The sequence below is a fragment of the Bacillus sp. GBSW19 genome (genome assembly GCF_002998655.1).
Taxonomy (GTDB): Bacteria; Bacillota; Bacilli; order Bacillales; family Bacillaceae; genus Bacillus.
Window position 1 is genome coordinate 65,843 of the sequence record NZ_PVRF01000004.1, and the last position, 17,581, is coordinate 83,423.

General features: G+C 44.4%; 15 protein-coding genes. 11 read left to right on the top strand and 4 right to left on the bottom strand.

The features are described 5' to 3' along the window. The first annotated feature begins 7 nt into the window (after positions 1 to 7). Complete coding sequence (gene ablB, locus C6344_RS16800; RefSeq protein WP_106073118.1) at positions 8 to 853, top strand: putative beta-lysine N-acetyltransferase; 846 nt, start codon at positions 8 to 10, stop codon at positions 851 to 853. On the opposite strand, the gene C6344_RS16805 is transcribed toward ablB, so the two are convergent. Then, positions 848 to 2,506 carry a PucR family transcriptional regulator gene (locus C6344_RS16805; protein WP_066031220.1) on the bottom strand — a complete coding sequence of 553 codons (1,659 nt, stop codon included), beginning with the start codon at positions 2,504 to 2,506 and terminating at the stop codon, positions 848 to 850. The two genes, ablB and C6344_RS16805, sit on opposite strands and share 6 nt — an antisense overlap. A 191-nt stretch (positions 2,507 to 2,697) precedes the next feature. On the opposite strand from C6344_RS16805, the gene C6344_RS16810 reads away from it, so the two are divergent. From C6344_RS16810 to C6344_RS16825, 4 genes are read left to right on the top strand one after another with little or no spacing between them, the layout of a single operon-like run. Continuing rightward, positions 2,698 to 4,062, top strand: coding sequence for an aspartate aminotransferase family protein (locus C6344_RS16810; RefSeq protein WP_106073119.1), 1,365 nt, complete (start codon positions 2,698 to 2,700; stop codon positions 4,060 to 4,062). 12 nt (positions 4,063 to 4,074) lie between these two features. After that, positions 4,075 to 4,767, top strand: coding sequence for a CoA transferase subunit A (locus C6344_RS16815; protein WP_106073120.1), 693 nt, complete (start codon positions 4,075 to 4,077; stop codon positions 4,765 to 4,767). After that, positions 4,743 to 5,408, top strand: coding sequence for a 3-oxoacid CoA-transferase subunit B (locus C6344_RS16820; RefSeq protein ID WP_106073166.1), 666 nt, complete (start codon positions 4,743 to 4,745; stop codon positions 5,406 to 5,408). The genes C6344_RS16815 and C6344_RS16820 overlap by 25 nt, the downstream gene beginning before the upstream one ends. A 14-nt stretch (positions 5,409 to 5,422) precedes the next feature. Further along, complete coding sequence (locus C6344_RS16825; RefSeq protein WP_060595693.1) at positions 5,423 to 6,688, top strand: peptidase; 1,266 nt, start codon at positions 5,423 to 5,425, stop codon at positions 6,686 to 6,688. Positions 6,689 to 6,728: 40 nt separating this feature from the next. On the opposite strand, the gene C6344_RS16830 is transcribed toward C6344_RS16825, so the two are convergent. Further along, positions 6,729 to 6,950, bottom strand: a complete 222-nt coding sequence (locus C6344_RS16830; protein ID WP_060595694.1) for a YgaP family membrane protein — start codon at positions 6,948 to 6,950, stop codon at positions 6,729 to 6,731. Between the two features lie 124 nt (positions 6,951 to 7,074). On the opposite strand from C6344_RS16830, the gene C6344_RS16835 reads away from it, so the two are divergent. Together C6344_RS16835 and C6344_RS16840 are read left to right on the top strand one after the other, a co-directional pair. Then, positions 7,075 to 8,817, top strand: coding sequence for an adenine deaminase C-terminal domain-containing protein (locus C6344_RS16835; RefSeq protein ID WP_106073121.1), 1,743 nt, complete (start codon positions 7,075 to 7,077; stop codon positions 8,815 to 8,817). Positions 8,818 to 9,368: 551 nt separating this feature from the next. Further along, complete coding sequence (locus C6344_RS16840; RefSeq protein WP_003214053.1) at positions 9,369 to 9,683, top strand: YerC/YecD family TrpR-related protein; 315 nt, start codon at positions 9,369 to 9,371, stop codon at positions 9,681 to 9,683. Between the two features lie 236 nt (positions 9,684 to 9,919). Here the strand turns inward: C6344_RS16840 and C6344_RS16845 are convergent, their stop codons facing one another. Continuing rightward, complete coding sequence (locus tag C6344_RS16845; protein ID WP_066031215.1) at positions 9,920 to 11,500, bottom strand: FMN-binding glutamate synthase family protein; 1,581 nt, start codon at positions 11,498 to 11,500, stop codon at positions 9,920 to 9,922. Positions 11,501 to 11,639: 139 nt separating this feature from the next. On the opposite strand from C6344_RS16845, the gene C6344_RS16850 reads away from it, so the two are divergent. Continuing rightward, a complete protein-coding gene (locus C6344_RS16850) occupies positions 11,640 to 11,870 on the top strand; it encodes a hypothetical protein (protein ID WP_003214314.1) in 231 nt (76 codons plus the stop codon). Here the strand turns inward: C6344_RS16850 and C6344_RS16855 are convergent. After that, the gene (locus C6344_RS16855) at positions 11,851 to 12,264 is read right to left on the bottom strand and encodes a DUF2283 domain-containing protein (protein ID WP_066031214.1); all 414 of its coding nucleotides are present in this window, start codon (positions 12,262 to 12,264) and stop codon (positions 11,851 to 11,853) included. The two genes, C6344_RS16850 and C6344_RS16855, sit on opposite strands and share 20 nt — an antisense overlap. A 281-nt stretch (positions 12,265 to 12,545) precedes the next feature. Between C6344_RS16855 and pcrB the strand changes: the two genes are divergently transcribed. From pcrB to ligA, 3 genes are read left to right on the top strand one after another with little or no spacing between them, the layout of a single operon-like run. Next, positions 12,546 to 13,238, top strand: coding sequence for a heptaprenylglyceryl phosphate synthase (pcrB, locus tag C6344_RS16860; RefSeq protein ID WP_060595697.1), 693 nt, complete (start codon positions 12,546 to 12,548; stop codon positions 13,236 to 13,238). Positions 13,239 to 13,295: 57 nt separating this feature from the next. Next, positions 13,296 to 15,518, top strand: coding sequence for a DNA helicase PcrA (pcrA, locus tag C6344_RS16865; RefSeq protein WP_060595698.1), 2,223 nt, complete (start codon positions 13,296 to 13,298; stop codon positions 15,516 to 15,518). Between the two features lie 44 nt (positions 15,519 to 15,562). Beyond that, on the top strand, positions 15,563 to 17,569 hold the full coding sequence (ligA, locus tag C6344_RS16870; protein WP_106072539.1) for an NAD-dependent DNA ligase LigA: 2,007 nt from the start codon (positions 15,563 to 15,565) through the stop codon (positions 17,567 to 17,569). The last annotated feature ends 12 nt before the right edge of the window (positions 17,570 to 17,581 follow it).

Sequence of the window (17,581 nt, forward strand, 5' to 3'; positions counted from 1 at the left end):
TGAGTGTATGGTGCAATTGAAGAAACTTGCAAACGAGCGTTTTTCTGCCTTGATCTGTATTGATTCATTTAATGAGCGAATCCGTTTAGATGATTATAGCGGCAGGGTGCGGGATGTCATTCAATCCGTTCTTCAGGAAGCGGCGGACTGTAAGGCTTCTAAGATCATTGTGAAAGTAAGACGTGAGCATGTACCTCTTTTTTTAGAAAAAGGCTTTCGGCTTGAAGGGGTGTTTTCTCATTATTTCCTCGGAAGTGATGCGTACGGCATGTCGCTTTTTCTCACTGAGGATCGAATGAACAGTTCGTATTGGCTGGAGGAAGATAAGATCGTCGCATCCATTCAAGCGAAGGAGATGAAAAAAGACCAAGGCACGTGGCAGGATGAGTATGTGATGAGGAAAGCCGATCCGAAGGATATTCACAAGCTGGCAAAGCTCTATGATACGGTCTTTGAAACGTATCCTACGCCAATGAACGAGCCAGATTATATCCAAAAGGTAATGGCGGAAGGGACTGTCTTTTATGTTGTTGAACATGACGGACACATTGTGAGTGCAGCATCCGCTGAAATCAATGCGTTATATGGCCATGCGGAATTAACAGATTGTGCGACCCTTCCATCATACAGAAAACTAGGATTCATGCATCATTTGATTCTAGCACTTGAAAAAGAACTCCAGTCGATGCATATCTATGTCTTTTATTCTCTTGCACGTGCACTGTCCTATGGGATGAATCAAGTGTTTTATCAGCTCGGGTATACGTATACCGGGCGCTTCCAAAACAACTGCTATATTTTTGACAAAATTGAAGATATGAATCTATGGGTCAAAACGCCGAATGAATCATGAAATGGTTCTCATCTGATCTAGCAGACCAGATAGACGGTACGCCATGATACTGAGCTGCAGCTTCATCCGATCATCAGTGGATTTGAGGCTGCAGCCTGTTCTCGTTTCAATTTGTTTCAGCCGGTAGCTTAATGTATGTCTATGAATAAACAATTCTCCCGCAGATTTTTGAATATTTTCATTGTGTGCCAAATACACTTCGAGTGTATGGATCAGGTCAGCCCCTTGTTTTTTCGTAAAAAGCAAAGGACTTAACAGCTCCACGTAAAAGTCATGCAAATTCATACCCGCTTCATTCATTTCAAGAAGCATGCCATATAAGCCAAGCTTTTGATAATGAATGATGCTTTCGTCTGTTTTTAAAAGCGGAAGGAGCCTTGCTGCATACTGCGCTTCCTTCGCGCTTTTTGCAAAGAGACTGATCTGGTCATAGGCTCTCCCGATGCCAATGACAATCGGATGGACGGGAAAAAAATACGACCAAGTGCTCCGGCACTCCTCTGCTGCGCGATACCACTCCGCTTCTTGAAACGCTTTTTTTCCTGCGGGTGTCAGGACAAAAATGGAATCGAGCCTTGCCTTTAGTAAAAAGGGAATATGTCTGCGTTCAAATATCGATGTGAGTAATTGAGAGAGGCGCTGCATCATTTGATGATCGAGCTGTGTGTGCTGATGCTGGAATTGAAAGTAGATCACCACCTGCTCCTCGCTCATATCATATTGCAGCTTTGTTGCTTGTTCGACCACGTAGCTTTCTTCTGTATATTGCTGCTGCAAAATATCATCTAACAAATGTCCCTGCATTTGGTTTTCTGTATCTTGAATGGCCTTTTGCTTCAGCCATTCAATCGCATACACTGCCCCGGCATGCTCAATGGCAATCGCGTCGAGATGATGCCACGTATCCTTTTTCTTTAAAGACACAATAAACCCGAAAATATCCCCCATCGCAATCACCGGACATGCGGCGAGGACAAACGCTCCGCACGTGTCATAGACGAGCCGGCCTTTCTCCTCTGCCTGCTTAAGAAGGGGCATGGTTTCAATTGGTTCACGATCTGTCAGAAAGCCAAAGGCAGGAGAGTACGTCACTTCATCTTTGATGAGATGAGCCGCTGTTTGATGTAAAAAGACATCAAGCACGACGATGTTCGCTGCAGTGAGATGTGCCAGTTCATCTGTAATTTGCGTCACATTTTTATTCCTTACATTTAATTGGGTCAGTCTTTGATGAATCGCTGATGAATATTTAAGCTGATGGAGCTGACTGCTCACGATTTGTTCTAGGACGGCTTTTGTAATGTCTGAGAAATTGATGTGCGGCGGAATTTCGATGAGCGGAATGCCGCTATTTTTCGCTGCTTGAATGAGTGATGCTGGAATGTCGCTTAAGTATACACCTTTATAAATAGCGATGGCTGATAGCCTTTGAGATTGAATCAATTCCTCAAGCCGGTCGCGTCTTTCTTGATTGTCCGCGAGTCCGAATCCGGTTGTGACGAGCAATTCCCCTTCGGAAAGTCTTGACGTGTCTTCGATGATTTCCACGATGGTCACCCATTGAATGAGTCGGTCCAGTCCATTTTCTCCAGCAAGCAGCTTTGTTCCCTTCATGATATCGAGCGAGAGTGCATCTTTGACGAGAATCGCCATAGACTCATGACCTCCTTTTGAACACTCTTATACACGATGTATAAAAAATGCGTGTGAAATTCGGGCATGTGGCGAATGGAGGATGACTGCCCTCTTGATTAAGCTAATCTTATAACAAGTATACAAAATTTTCTTGCGATTCATGAAAAAAGAAAGATGCAGCTGCTGACAAGAGAGGGAGGAATGGCAAAGTGGAGACCCGGGATTACTTAATCAAACCGATGTTGAATCAGCATTATCCTGTGGCTGTGAAAGGAGAGGGGATTTATTTATATGATCGGGACGGGAAAAAATATTTAGACGGCTCTTCGGGGGCTGTCACGGCAAGTATTGGACATGGCATACGTGAGATCATTGATGCCATGACAGAGCAAGCGGAAAAAGTGAGCTTTACGTACAGATCGCAATTCACAAATGAACCAGCAGAAGAACTTGCCTATGAATTGAGTACGCTTTGCCCAGGTAACCTGAACTGGTCTTTTTTTGTCGGAAGCGGATCAGAGGCAACGGAAACGGCTATGAAAATTGCTATTCAGCATTGGCAGGAGCAGGGGAAGGCTGAGAAAAATCACATTATCTCAAGATGGATGAGTTATCACGGCATCACACTCGGTGCGCTGTCGATGTCAGGACATATTGCAAGGAGAGAGCGCTTTGAACCATTGCTCGAAAAGCATGCGGTGCTGTCTCCGCCATATAGCTATCGTTCATGGCTGCCAAAGGAAGAGGTCAAGCAGGTCGAATGGTATGTCCAGGAATTTAAAACCGTCATTCAGCGTATAGGAAAAGAGAGGATTGCCGCTTTTATTGCAGAGCCGATTGTTGGAGCATCGGGAGCGGCGCTTGTACCGCCAGACGGATATTTTGAAGCGATGAAGCGTGTCTGTGAGGAAAACGGTATTTTAATGATTGCAGACGAAGTCATGACAGGCTTTGGACGAACTGGGAAAATGTTTGCGATGGAACATTGGGGCGTCGTACCAGATATTATGGTTCTCGGCAAAGGCATGAGTGCCGGCTATTCACCGATTGCGGCAGCCGTCTCAGCAGATCATGTTATCGCACCGATTCTGAGCGGTTCAGGTTCTGTGATGGCAGGTCACACCTATAGCGGCAATCCGCTTTCAGCAGCCGTCTCACTAGCTGTCATACGATATATGAAAAAACATCAGCTTCCTGAACGAGCGGATCTGTCTGGCCGATATTTAATGAATGCTTTAAAGGATTTGCAAACAAACCATTTCATCATAGGAGATGTGAGAGGAAAGGGACTGCTCATTGGCATTGAGTTTGTCGCAGACCGCTTATCGAAAACACCATTTCCTGCCCATGCTCAAATGACGCATTTAGTCGTTGAGACGGCCAAGCAAAATGGCTTGCTTGTTTACCCAGCAAGCGCTGGAGAGGATGGAGTGGGAGGTGCAGCGGTCATGATTGCACCGCCGCTTTCCATCACGCAGCAGGAGATGGATGAACTCATTCAATTATTTGAGCAGACAATCACGCAGGTCGAACAAGAAGTCATCAACCGAGGGTTTTTCCCATCTGCGATGTAGGGAGGAAAGATGATGAACAAAACAGCGAATGTTGATGAAGTGATCACGCATTTTAGGGACGGCATGACCATCATGTTTGGCGGGTTTGGCGGCGTAGGGTCCCCGCCATCATTGATCGACGCCATCCTAGAAGCGAATATCAAAGATCTGACATTGATCGGAAACGATGCAGGCTTCCCGCAAATAGGTGTTGGCCGGCTGATCACAGAAGGAAGAGTCAAGAAGATCATTGCTTCTCATATTGGCTCAAATCCAATAGCCGGACAGAAAATGCAGGCAGGTACACTAGACGTTCATTTTTACCCGCAAGGCATTCTAGCAGAAAAAATTCGAGCAGGCGGGATGGGCTTGGCAGGCATTGTGACAGATGTCGGCATGGATAGCCTCAATCTCGATGAGAAGCAGCTCGTTCCGCTAAACGGGAACACATATATCCTTGAGCCTGCGCTAACAGCGGATATTGCCATTGTGAATGCCCTCAAAGCAGACGAAGCAGGAAATCTGATTTTTGATAAAAGTGCACGGAATACAAACCCGATTGTGGCGATGGCAGGAGACTGGACCATTGCGGAAGTGGAAGAGATTGTGCCTGTGGGCAGTCTTCATCCAGAAGAAATCGTGACACCAGGGGTATTTGTGAACCAGATCGTGCAATCAAAAGGAGTGAACTGGACATGGGCATGGGCATGGGAGACATCGATTTAAGACACCGCATAGCCAAACGCGCGGCGCAGGAAATTGAAGATGGTATGATCGTCAATCTAGGGATCGGCATCCCGACACTTGCAGCTGAATACATCCCAGCGCATTACAGGGTGTGGCTGCATGCAGAAAACGGCATTATGGGGGCAGGAGCCTCACCAGCACAAGGAGAAGAAGATCCGAATTTGTGCAATGCAGGCGGTTTTCCCATTACATTAACAAAAGGCGGTTCATACATGGACAGCACGACAGCTTTTGGCATCATTCGAAAAGGCATGCTGGATATGACCATTTTAGGTGCACTTGAAGTAGGCAGTCAGGGTGATCTTGCGAATTGGATTGTGCCGGGCAAACGAGTACCGGGGATGGGCGGAGCGATTGAGCTTGCGCAAAAGGCGAAAAAGGTTGTGGTGGTGATGAGCCACCTTGATAAACACGGTGAGTCAAAGGTGAAATCTGCCTGTACACTGCCCTTAACCGCTAAGTCTTGTGTGGATCTGATTATTACGGATATGGCAGTCATTGAGGTCAAATCACAGCTGCTCATTTTACGTGAAGTCATGCCGCCGTTTCAGCCGGAAGATGTCATAAGGGCGACAGAGGCCCCATTAATTTTAGCGCCTGATGTCAAATCTGTTGTGTAGAAAGGATGACTGACTTGCAGCCAATTACACGGATCAGAAGCTGGATGAGAGAGCACCAAGATGAAGCGATTGCGCTTCTTCAGCAAATGGTGCAATGTGAAAGCACCCAAGGGAATGAACAAGATGTGCAGCAAATTGTAGCAAATAAGCTTTCCGCAATTGGTTTTGATGTAGATGTATGGGACATTGGCGGAGAAGACCTGCTGGAACATCCGTATTTCTATTCCCCGAGGCGTTCCTTTAAAGGAAGTCCCAATGTCGCCGGACGATTGAAGGGGAAAGGCGGCGGCAAATCCATTTTATTAAATGGGCACGTGGATGTTGTTCCAGCAGGAGATACGAAACAATGGACATATCCGCCCTACAGCGGGCATATCATAAACGGGAGACTTTATGGACGCGGGGCAACAGATATGAAAGGCGGAAATGTTTCTTTACTCTTCGCACTAGAGGCACTGCATGCGCTTCAGATTCCGCTGAAAGGAGATGTTGTGTTTCATAGTGTCGTCGAAGAAGAAAGCGGCGGTGCAGGCACCCTTGCAGCCATACTGAGAGGGTATACAGCAGATGCGGCCATCATTCCAGAACCAAGTCATATGAAAATCTTTCCGATTCAGCAGGGATCTAAGTGGTTCAGACTGTATATTAAAGGAAGGGCAGCTCATGGCGGAACAAGATATCACGGTGTTTCCGCTATTGAAAAGAGTATGATCGTTCTTACGCATATAGCGGCACTTGAAGAAGAACGAAATCAGCGCATCACCGAGCCGTTATTTCAGCATATCCCAATTCCGATCCCCATCAACATGGGGAAAATTCAAGGCGGTGATTGGCCGTCCTCTGTAGCAGATCTGGTCACAATGGAGGGCAGACTTGGAGTGATGCCAGGTGAGACGGTTGAGCAGGCAGAGAAGGAATTAGAAAATTGGATGACGGGACTTGGGGAAAAGGATGAATGGTTCAAAGATCATCCTGTCGAGGTCGAATGGTTTGGGGCAAGATGGCTTCCAGGCTCAATCGATACGGATCATCCACTTTTATGTCTATTGAAGGAACAATATGAAGCAGTCAAGAAGGAGCCGCCAAAGATCGAAGCCGCTCCTTGGGGAACAGACGGCGGATTACTGTCACAGGCGGCAGGTATTCCGATCATCGTGTTTGGACCTGGAACAACGGAGCTTGCCCATTTTCCGAATGAATCTATCGACATTGAGCATGTGATTGAAGCAGCAGAAATTATCGCAGGTACGATGGTGGAATGGTGTGAAGCAGCGGAGTAATGAAAGAGGCAGAAAATAATTACATAAAAAGAAGGCTGTCTCACTCAGCCTTCTCTTTATGTGTGTCCTGCTGCTCACACATATACGTCACTGGACAAAAACGAAGAATGCCAGATGCCAGTTTCATCCCGCCGCACATGATGCTGAAAAGCAGCATTTTACTCCATGGTTTTCTAGCATATAAAGAACCAGCCACAGTACATATTGTCATTCCGCAGGCAATTCGAATGAGCGCTTCCATTAAGCCGAGATTAGGTTTCATTGAAGGTGAATCTCCTTTTTTAAATATTTTAAGTGTGATTTCAAGAAATTGTAACGTTTCATTAATGCGTAACGTGGTTCGTTATGTTACGATAGTGCTAATACAAATGAAGGAGAGTATGTGAATGTCCGAACGTACTTTTAATTGGAGAAACAATGACATCCGCACACAAATCGATGTAGTCGACTCAAAAATAGTTCCAACACTCCTTTTAATGAATGGACTCGTGCTAAACCCATTTTTGAAACAATGGGTGAAGGCAAATATTTGGATACATGATGATCGAATTGTTTATGTCGGAGCAGAGCTTCCTCAAAATAAATCAGCTAAACGTGTGATTGATTGTGAAGGGAAATACATTGTGCCTGGGTATATAGAGCCTCACGCGCATCCGTTCCATATTTATAATCCCCAATCACTTGCAGAATATGTGTCTCAATTTGGCACAACAACGATGGTCAGCGATAACTTATTTCTTCTTTTGCAGAGCAATGAAAAGAAAGCGCTTTCCGCTCTGTGTGAATTAAAACAGCAGCCATTTCAGTATTTCTGGTGGTCTAGATACGATCTTCAGACTGAAGTCAGATATGAAGATGAGATGCTTCCTATCAACTATCGCAAGGAATGGATTGATCATCCTGATGTCCTTCAAGGCGGCGAATTAACAAGCTGGCCAAGATTGATGGACGGTGATGATCTCATTTTATATTGCATGCAAGAAACGAAGAAGCAGAGAAAACGAATTGAAGGGCATTTCCCCGGAGCTTCCGAGAAAACGCTAACAAAAATGAAGCTGTTTGGCGCGGACAGCGATCATGAAGCGATGAATGCGGACGATGTGCTAAAACGCTTGTCCCTTGGCTACCATGTCTCACTTCGTCATTCTTCCATCCGCCCAGATTTAGTGAACATTTTAAGAGAACTGCACGAGCGTGATTTTAGACACTATGATCACTTTTTCTATACAACAGACGGAGCTGCGCCTCATTTTTATGAGGAAGGTATGATTAATCGTTTGATTTCAATTGCCCTTGAAGAAGGCGTGCCTATCATTGATGCGTATAATATGGCGACATTTAACATTGCAAAATACTATCAAATTGATGACCTATTAGGTGTTGTCGGTCCCGGCCGGCTGGCTTCTTTGAATATTTTAGATGATCCGATGAACCCAAATCCTGAAACGGTGATATCTAAAGGGGTTACTCTCAAATTGGATGGCGAGAACCAGCATCAATTTCAAGAAACTAAATGGAAAAATGGCGGGCTTGTTCCATTAGATTTATGCTATGATCTGACGATGAGTGATTTGCAATTTTCCATGCCGCTAGGTGTCAAAATGAGAAATGCTGTCATCATGGAGCCTTATACAGTGGAGATTGATAACTCGGTGAACCAACTGTCCTGTGACCATGATCAAAGTTTCTTTAGCTTGATTGACCGAAAAGGCGAGTGGCGTGTGAATACGATGCTCAAAGGTTTCGCAAACAAAGTGCAAGGCTTTGTCAGCTCATTTTCGCTCACGGGTGACATTTTAGTGATTGGGAAAAATAAAGAGGACATGATGCTGGCACATAAGAGAATGAAAGAAATCGGCGGGGGGATCGTCCTCACAGAGAACGGGAAAATTTTGCACGAAATCCCGCTGCAATTATCAGGCTGTGCATCGGCTGAACCGTTTGAGACTGTTCTTCAGCAGATACAAACATTACGCGAGCTGCTCATTGAGCGAGGCTATCCATTTGATTGCCCAATTGATACACTTGTCTTTTTCCAAAGTACACATTTGCCGTATATTCGAGTGACACCAAGAGGAATATTTGATGTCATGAAAAAAACTGTACTCTTTCCGTCTATAATGCGTTAAAATATAACAGAGTGGAGCTGTATCATCTTTGCCACATTTCTGACAGCTGTTATAGGGCAGAAGTGAGCAATGGATCTCTTCGCTGCCATGTAAGTGAAAATGCTTATGTGGAGTTGTTGAAGCAGAGGGCTTTGACATGACGAGTGAAATGCCCTAATTGAAAAATGAATCTGTCGGTTACGCTGGCCGACCAACATATTTTGAATAATTGAGCGAGGCGGGGCGCATGTTTGTGGTCTCGCCGAGCTTTCCGCACAACCTGTATTTTAGGGCATACCTAATCAAGCAGAAGTGATTCTGATATCGAAAGCAAACAAGTTTGTCAGATTGTCGTACAAGGAAAATGACAGAACTTGTCGAATTTGTATACGATAAAGAAGCTTCGGCTTACGAAAGAACTGACGGCATTTCCAGCGTAGAACCAAACCTGTCATGATTCGTTCAAAGCTCATTGCTGAGGTTGAAAAAAATTAGTCAGGAAAGATACCGCTTTTCTTCATAGAATGTCGTGCGAAGCGGTGTGCCAATAGTAAAGGAGAAGATGTATAAAGATGCAAATTGATAAATTAAGGGGCAAAAGCTTAGATCAGTTATTCAACTCCATCTTATCCCTTAAAGACCTGGAAGAATGCTATCGATTCTTTGATGATTTGTGTACCATCAATGAAATCCAATCTTTATCACAGCGTCTTGAAGTAGCGCGTATGCTTCGCGAGGGGAACACGTATCATAAAATTGAGACGGAAACAGGTGCGAGCACTGCAACCATCTCACGTGTCAAACGCTGCTTGAACTACGGAAATGATGCCTATACGATGGCACTTGACCGCGTAGCAGAACAGCAGGCAAATGACGAAACAAAATAAAACAGCTTTCACTGTAAACAATCCTTTTCAACAAGAATGGAGTTGTTTACAGTTTTTTTATGGAGAGCGCTGAAAAGACAAGCAAGGACTGGCTGAATCAAGCGGTCCTGTTTTTTATTTTAGCTCGCCTATAACCTCACGCATCCTCCATCTCCTATCATTTGTCTAAGTTCTTTATACGCGATTGAGCCAAAATGTCAACGAAAAAAAGGTGCGAAAACGCACCTTTTCTCAAACTAGACAGATGGCTGTGTCCCTGAAAACATCGGCACTTCACTTGTCTGGCCATTTTCTTGTCTGTAGATAATATGTTTTTCATTAAAATGAATGGGAGATTCAATTCCAGCGGCTGCGGATAAGTTAAACAAACCTTCTCTTAGAGAAAGGATATAATTGCAGACTCGGTATTTCTTTTCTTCAATTGATAAACCCTTTTGCAGCTTTGGATCCGTTGTGGCGACCCCGACTGGGCATTTATTCGTGTGGCACACTTGTGCGCGAATGCATCCGACTGAAAACATGAGTCCCCGTGCGATATTTACAAAGTCAGCACCCATGGAAAGGGCAATCGCAATTTTATCAGGTGAGAGAAGTTTGCCGGAAGCAAAGAGTTTTACCTGATCTCTGACACCGTATTCTTTCAATATTTGATGAACCATTGGGAGCGCCGTGAAAATGGGCAGCCCTGCGGAATCTGCCAATTCATGAAAGGATGCACCAGTGCCGCCTTCTCCGCCATCCACTGTAATGAAATCAGGATGCTTTCCGCTTTTTTTCATATACGCTGCAAGCTCTTCAATGTTTTCTTTATGTCCGACAACAAGCTTGATGCCAACAGGCTTTCCGCCTATACTTCGCAGCTGTTCAATGAAATCAAACATATCAGGAATGGAGTGGAACATCTCAAATCGGTTTGGGCTGTCAATGGATTGATGGGGCGGCAATTTACGGATATTCGCAATTTCTTCGGTGACCTTTTCGCCGTCAATATGTCCGCCGCGTGTTTTTGCTCCTTGAGCCAGCTTCAGCTCAAAGGCTTTGACTTCCTCGTGCTCGCTTTTTTTCTTGAATTCTTCAAAGGAAAAAGCGCCATCCTCTGTTCTCACGCCAAATAGACCGGGCCCAATCTGGCAAATGATATCGGCTCCGCCTTTGAGGTGATATGGGGAAAGCCCGCCTTCACCTGTGTTCATCCACGTACCGCCAGCCATTTTTAATCCAGAGGATAGTGCTGTAATGGCCCTGTCGCCTAAAGATCCGTAGCTCATGGCAGACTGTCCAATCAGGCCTTTTACACGGAAAGGCTTTTGACATGTGTGTTCGCCAATCACTTGTACATCGTCTTGATGGAGATAGTAAGGTTTTGCTTCGACCTCTTTGGTATGTTCACTTCTTCGCAGTAAATTGTCTTGATCAATCTGATACACTTTTGTATGAATTTTTTCAGATTGATCGATGCGTAACTCATCTCGTTGCTTTGGAAAAAGGACGTTGCGAATGTAGTAACCAGGCTTGTCAAAATCACGTTTTGATCCAAAGCCCATCGTCCGGCTTTTGTACTTCCCAGACATGACAGCTTGCTCATATTCTCTTCTTGAGAAAGGAAGCTCCTCCCGATCATTCAGAAAAAGATATTGGCGCAGCTCAGGTCCTATTTTTTCAAAAATAAACCGCAGCTTTCCAATGACCGGATAATTTCGCAGGACAGAATGCTCTTCCTGTTTTTCATCTCGCATCCAAATCCAGATGAATAAAATGATTGGTAAGATGAAACAAATCACTAATAGTGCGCCAATGACAATGAAAGTTGTTGTCACGAAGATCCCCTCTTTTCTCTATCATTGCTGTTGTTATTCCACTTTTCATTGAAAGAGAAACCACTTCAACAGATTGTGACGTTTAGAAATAAAAAGGCGGGGTAACTTACAAATAAGATCATAAGGGGAGGGAACATACATGAATAAGCGTCCAAATGCGTATGTACTTGCAGGATTAGGGGTTGGTGGTGCTGTGTTATTAGCGGTAAAAAATAAACAGCATCTCAAAAAATGGGCAAGCATGTTCCGCTCAGATGAAAAGATTCCTGAAAAAGCCGGACACCCTGATCCATTAGATATTCAAGACAACAAGATGGTCGATGAAGGGGCCATGACATCCGTCCATTATTTCAATGAAGTGAGACAATAGTTTGAAAAAACCGTTTTGACCATTCAAAACGGTTTTTTCTTGTCTTTCTTTTGACGTTATATCGAAGAGGATCGACAATCGTAAAACCGATCAGCCCTTTGTGATCAGGCGTCGAGAATTGAAATTCAATGCCTGACAAATGATAGGTTGAGAGAACTTCCTGATCCGTAAAACGTAACGAAAGCACGTCCTCATAAACGGGTGCATGCTTCAGAACCTCTGCTTCTTCTGCAAATAACTCCAGACCAGCCACTCGGCCCTCTTTATCAATATCTGCATTCACACATTCATTTACGTCTAATTCAATGGTTTCTTTGATTGTTCCGATTCTAGGCGGGATGAGATCAATGTATCCGATGTCGATCGTTTGATCATATGTGATGGTTCTTTTCAAATCATTCACCTGCTTATTAGATAGTAAAATGTTCCTTTATTGTATAATATCATGTGATGAGACGAAGCAGCTCGCATTTCAGTTCAGTATTAATATATTTATCTCCCTTAGTCCTCTTGAAGTGGATCTTTTCACATAGTCTCCATTAGCCTCATTTAGAGTTAAAATCGTCCATTTTCAAAAGAATGAAACTTTTAGCTGAAGGAGGTTACCCATTTTTTGCGGTCACTGATTTTGTTATAATATTTAAATGGAATGAAACGAATGGAGGAACGTTTTTCATGTATGATGTTACCGAGTGGAAGCATGTCTTTAAACTCGATCCAAATAAAGAAATATCCGATGAACAGCTGGAGGCGATTTGTGAATCTGGTACGGATGCCATATTGATTGGCGGCAGTGACAATGTGACAGAGGACAATGTGCTCCAATTGATGTCAAAGGTCCGCCGATTTCTTGTGCCATGTGTGCTCGAAATCTCAACACATGAGATGATTGTGCCGGGCTTCGATCTGTATTTCATCCCGACCGTCTTAAACAGCTCTCATCCTGATTGGATTGTTGGGCTTCATAAGGACGCGATGAAGGAATTCGGTGATTTGATGTCAATGGAAGAGATTGTGCCTGAAGGCTATGTTATTTTAAATGAAGAGTGTAAAGCGGCCAAGCTCACAGAGGCAAATACAGCGCTGGACATCGATGACGTAAGGGCATATGCAAGAGTGGCAGAGCATTTGATGAAGCTGCCCATTTTTTATCTAGAATACAGCGGAACGCTTGGAGATATAGAGCTTGTGAAAGAAACAAAAGCAGTGCTTCATGAAACGGTCCTTTTTTATGGCGGGGGCATTGAAAACGCGAAGCAGGCAACAGACTTTGCGCAGCATGCAGACGTGGTTGTTGTAGGAAACGTCATTTATGACAATTTCAAAGAAGCATTAAAGACAGTGGGCGCAGTCAAAAAGTCATCATAGTCAAACAAGACGAAACGGGTTAAAATAGAACATAAGTTCGAATTGGCGGTGAATGGAATGAATGAAATATCGAATCATCTATTAGAAGGGCTGAATGACGCGCAGAAAGAAGCGGTCAAAGCAACAGACGGTCCCCTCCTCTTGATGGCAGGAGCAGGAAGCGGAAAGACACGGGTGCTCACACATCGAATTGCCTACTTAATGGCCGAAAAGCATGTGGCTCCGTGGAACATTTTAGCGATTACGTTTACAAATAAAGCAGCACGTGAAATGCGTGAGCGTGTACAAGCCATTTTAGGGCCTGGTGCCGATGACATTTGGATCTCTACGTTCCACAGCATGTGTGTGCGCATTTTACGACGCGATATTGACCGTATTGGTGTGAATCGCAACTTCTCTATATTAGACACATCTGATCAGCTTTCAGTCATAAAAAATATTCTGAAAGAACGAAATATCGATCCTAAAAAGTTTGATCCACGCAGCATTTTAGGTTCAATCAGCAGTGCAAAAAACGAACTCATAGACGCAGAGGAATACGCCAAAACAGCTGGTGATTTCTATGATCAAGTGGTCAGCGACGTCTATACAGATTATCAAAAACGGTTACTCAAAAACCAATCACTCGATTTTGATGATTTAATTATGATGACGATTCGTCTGTTTGAGCGCATCCCTGAAGTATTAGAACACTATCAGCGGAAATTCCAATACATTCATGTCGATGAGTATCAGGATACGAACAGAGCGCAGTACATGCTTGTGAAACTGCTCGCTCAGCGTTTTCAAAATATATGTGTTGTCGGTGACTCGGATCAGTCCATTTACCGCTGGCGCGGAGCGGATATTACAAACATTCTCTCCTTTGAAAAAGATTATCCGTCCAGTGAAGTGATTCTGCTTGAGCAAAATTACAGATCGACTAAACGTATTCTAAATGCCGCAAACACGGTGATCCAAAACAATTCAAACCGTAAGCCGAAAAATCTTTGGACAGAAAATGATGAAGGAGCGAAGATTGCCTATTACCGTGCAGATAATGAATTCGGTGAAGGTCAATTTGTTGCTGGAAAGATTCATCAGCTTCATCAGAGCGGTAAGCGTAAATTATCCGATTTTGCGATTCTTTATCGAACCAATGCCCAGTCTCGTGTCATAGAGGAAACATTATTGAAGTCAAACATTCAATACAACATTGTCGGCGGCACGAAGTTCTATGACAGGAAAGAGATCAAGGACATTTTGGCATACTTACGCCTAGTAGCTAACCCAGATGACGACATTAGCTTTGCACGTATTGTCAACGTACCAAAGCGTGGAATCGGTGCAACATCTGTTGATAAAATCGCAGCATATGCGGAGATGAATGACCTGTCTATGTTTGAAGCGCTTGGTCAGGTAGATTTCATTGGACTCAGTGCAAGGGCAGCCAATGCGCTTGATGAGTTCAAACAGCTCATTGATCAAATGACGAACATGCAGGATTATTTATCTGTCACAGAATTAACAGAAGAAATCCTAGAGAAAACAGGCTATCGTGAAGCACTGAAGGTTGAAAAAACGATTGAAGCACAAAGCCGTCTAGAAAATATTGACGAGTTTCTCTCCGTCACTAAGAACTTTGAAGAACAAAATGAAGACAAGTCTCTCGTGACTTTCCTGACAGATCTCGCCCTCGTCGCAGACATTGATAAGCTGGATGAGAATGAGGAAGAAGATCAGGATGCCGTCATCTTAATGACTCTTCATGCTGCAAAAGGTCTAGAATTCCCTGTTGTTTTCTTAATGGGCATGGAGGAAGGTGTTTTCCCGCACAGCCGTTCATTAATGGAAGATGCAGAGATGGAAGAAGAGCGCCGCCTTGCCTATGTAGGCATCACACGGGCGGAAGAAGAGCTTTATTTATCAAGTGCCAAGATGAGAACACTCTTCGGCCGGACAAACATGAACCTTGAATCAAGATTCATTCGAGAAATACCAGCCGATTTATTGGACAACCTAAATGAGAAGAAAGAAACGAAAACACCGTTTGGCCAAACAAGAGAAAGACCGCAAAGACGGGGACCTGTCTCACGTCCGCAAACTCAAACCATTCAAAACACAGGCGGCGGAAGTATTGGCTGGGCTGTGGGTGATAAAGCGGCTCATAAAAAATGGGGCGTTGGAACGGTTGTGAGTGTAAAAGGCAGTGGAGACAGCACAGAGCTTGATATTGCCTTCCCAAGCCCTACAGGCATTAAGCGTCTTCTCGCAGCATTTGCGCCAATTGAGAAGCAATAAACCGATAGCACTTATAAAACGGATGAATTGAAAGGAAGAAGCAGATGGATAAAGAAGCAGCGAAACGCCGGATCGAGGAACTGCACCAGATTTTGAACCAATACAACTACGAATATCATACACTTGATCGTCCAAGTGTTCCTGACGCTGAATATGATGCGCGGATGCGTGAGCTGATCTCTTTAGAGGAAGAGCACCCTGATTTAAAAGCAGCGGACTCCCCTTCACAAAGAGTAGGAGGCGCTGTGTTAGACGCCTTCCAAAAAGTGCGTCACGGCACACCGATGCTCAGCCTCGGGAATGCGTTTAATGAACAGGACCTTCTTGATTTTGACCGACGGGTTCGTCAAGCAGTTGGTGACGATGTCGCATACAATGTCGAGCTGAAAATTGACGGACTCGCTGTTTCTCTCCGTTATGAAAACGGTGTGTTTGTCCGAGGTGCCACGCGTGGAGATGGGACAACGGGTGAGGATATTACTGAAAACCTCAAAACCATTCGTTCCATCCCGCTCAAAATCAAACGTCCTCTGTCGATTGAAGTGAGAGGCGAGGCATTTATGCCAAAACCTTCTTTTGAAGCATTAAATGAAAAAAGATTACAAAACGAAGAAGAGCCGTTTGCGAACCCGCGTAATGCGGCTGCAGGCTCGCTTCGTCAGCTTGATACGAAAATTGCGGCGAAACGAAACCTTGATATCTTCGTCTACAGTATAGCGGAGCTTGATGAAATCGGTGTTGAATCGCAAAGCGAGGGACTTGATCTTCTCGACGAACTTGGCTTTAAAACGAACAAAGAAAGACGGATGTGCCACACGATTGAAGAAGTGATCGACCTCATTGAAACATTGAAAACGAAGCGTGCCGATTTTTCATATGAAATCGATGGAATTGTGATCAAAGTCGATTCGTTAGCTCAGCAGGAAGAGCTCGGCTTTACAGCAAAAAGTCCCCGCTGGGCTGTTGCGTACAAGTTTCCGGCTGAAGAGGTCGTGACAAAGCTGCTTGATATTGAACTAAGTGTAGGACGTACAGGCGTCATCACACCAACGGCGATTCTTGAACCTGTCAAAGTAGCAGGGACGACAGTGCAGCGTGCTTCTCTTCATAATGAAGATTTGATCAAAGAAAAGGATATTCGCCTTTTTGATCAAGTGATTGTGAAAAAAGCGGGCGATATTATTCCGGAAGTCGCAGGCGTACTGATCGATCAGCGTACAGGAGAAGAAAAGCCGTTTCACATGCCGACTGAATGCCCAGAGTGTCATAGTGAGCTGGTGAGAATTGAAGGCGAAGTGGCTTTGCGTTGCATCAATCCAGAATGCCCTGCTCAAATACGTGAGGGACTCATTCACTTTGTTTCCCGTAATGCAATGAACATTGATGGGCTTGGCGAGCGGGTCATTACACAGTTTTTCCAAGAACAGCTTGTCTCTCGTGTGTCCGATCTCTACCGATTAACGAAAGAAGAGCTCATTCAGCTTGAGCGAATGGGCGAAAAATCTGTCGACAATTTACTGCGTTCGATTGAGCAATCGAAAGAAAACTCTCTAGAGCGTTTACTATTTGGACTCGGTATTCGATTTATTGGCTCTAAAGCGGCAAAGACCTTGGCGATGCATTTCGGCGACATCGATCAATTAAAGCAAGCGACGAAAGAACAATTACTCGAAGTCGACGAAATCGGTGAAAAAATGGCTGATGCCGTTGTCACGTACTTTGAGAAAGAAGAAATTCTCAACCTGCTAAATGAACTAAAAGAGCTTGGGGTCAATATGACCTATACAGGACCAAAGCCGGTGAAGGTTGAAGAAAGTGATTCCTATTTTGCAGGCAAAACCATTGTACTGACAGGGAAATTAGAAGAAATGGCCCGAAACGATGCAAAAGCAGCGATCGAAGCATTAGGCGGCAAACTGGCAGGTAGTGTGAGTAAAAAAACAGATTTAGTCATTGCCGGAGAAGCAGCGGGAAGTAAGCTGACAAAGGCAGAAGAACTCAATATTGAAATTTGGGACGAAGCTAAAATGCTCGAGGAGCTAAAGAAATAAGAGGAGTGTTTT